This window comes from Streptomyces sp. NPDC001220 (assembly GCF_053597895.1).
The window spans coordinates 1-1,400 of record NZ_JBSFJE010000056.1 but is presented as its reverse complement, the minus strand read 5'-3'; the positions used below and the strand labels follow the sequence as shown (position 1 = coordinate 1,400).

Annotated in this window: 2 protein-coding genes; one reads left to right on the top strand and one right to left on the bottom strand. The window is 66.4% G+C overall.

Features of this window, described 5'->3' with window-relative positions:
* Window positions 1-19 precede the first annotated feature (19 nt).
* Window positions 20-913, top strand: a complete 894-nt coding sequence (locus tag ACWDGI_RS43595; RefSeq protein WP_450768605.1) for an IS5 family transposase — start codon at window positions 20-22, stop codon at window positions 911-913.
* A 22-nt stretch (window positions 914-935) separates the two neighbouring features.
* Here ACWDGI_RS43595 and ACWDGI_RS43590 read toward each other — a convergent pair whose 3' ends face one another.
* Window positions 936-1,340, bottom strand: coding sequence for a hypothetical protein (locus ACWDGI_RS43590; RefSeq protein ID WP_450768604.1), 405 nt, complete (start codon window positions 1,338-1,340; stop codon window positions 936-938).
* Between the last annotated feature and the right edge of the window lie 60 nt (window positions 1,341-1,400).

The following is a 1,400-nucleotide window of genomic DNA, read 5'->3' as shown; positions in this document are numbered from 1 at the left end:
CTGAGACCGCGTTTGAGATCTGCCGTGGCCCGTTGCTGGTGTGGTCGTTGAACATGCCGTGAGCGGTGCTGGGGGTAGGTATCCGTCGGACTTGACGGACGAGCAGTGGGCGTTGGTGGAACCGTTGCTGCCGCCCGCGAGGGTGGGGCCGAAGGGCGGGCGGCGGGAGAAGCATCCGCGGCGGCGGATCGTGGACGCGATCTTCTACGTTGTGCGGACCGGCTGTGCTTGGCGGCAACTGCCGAAGGACTTCGCTCCGTGGCCGACGGTGTATTGGTACTTCACCTGGTGGCACGACGACGGCACGGTCCAGCGCATCCACGACGCCCTGCGCGGCTGGATCCGCGAAGCCGATGGCCGCAGCGCCGAGCCGAGCGCGGGGCTGATCGATTCGCAGTCTGTTCGTACTGCCGACACCGTCCCGGCGGCCACACGGGGATTCGATGCCGGCAAGAAGGTCAAGGGCCGCAAGCGGTTCATCATCACCGACACGCTCGGCCTGCTGCTGGCCGTGCACGTCGTCGCGGCCAGTGTCCAGGACCGCGATGGCGCCCGCCGACCGCTGCTGTGGACTCGCCTCGACCATCCAGGTGTCAAGAAGATCTGGGCGGACCAGGGCTTCGCCGGCCGCCTGGTCGATTGGACCGCTACCGTGCTCGGCCGCGAGCTGGAGATCGTCCGCAAAGACCCCGACCAGCAAGGGTTCCAAGTGCAATCGAAGCGGTGGGCGGTAGAACGTACCTTCTCGTGGCTCACCGCCCACCGGCGCCTGGCCCGCGATTACGAGACCAGTCCTGCCCGCTCCGAGACGATGGTCCGCTGGGCGATGATCGGTATCATGGTCCGCCGCCTGACCCGAGTGGGGCCGGATTCCCGCGCGGGTCAGCGCCCGTTGATCCGAACTTCGGCCTGACAGCCGGACGCGAGCCGCAACATCAGCCCGGCTCACCTTGGTCCCCGATCAGCAACGTCACCATAGCGTCGAGGTACTCGTCGCTGACCTGCGGAACGTTCCAGTTGTTGCTACGCGCGTGCTCGATGAACGCCGGGTCAAGCTCCACGTGATAGCGCCCCACGTAGTGGGCCAGGTCCGAGTACCACAGCCAATGTCCGTCTGTGAGCAGGTGCAGCCCTCCGATGAACGCGCCAGTCTCGCTCAGCACGTCAGGCACAGCTGAAGGCGTGGCGACCAAGGTCGTGCCGGCGCGCAGGTACCGAACCAGATCGCCTTCGTACCCCGGTGCAGTCATGCGCGCAGCAGCTCGGATCGACGGCCCATCCGCACTGCCGTACTCCAGCTCCCTGAAGCCGCCGACGATGGGGAACTTGTCGAAGATCACCTGGCCGAGCCTAGAGCACCCTCTGAGAGGCCACCGAACCAGATCTCAAACGCGGTCTGA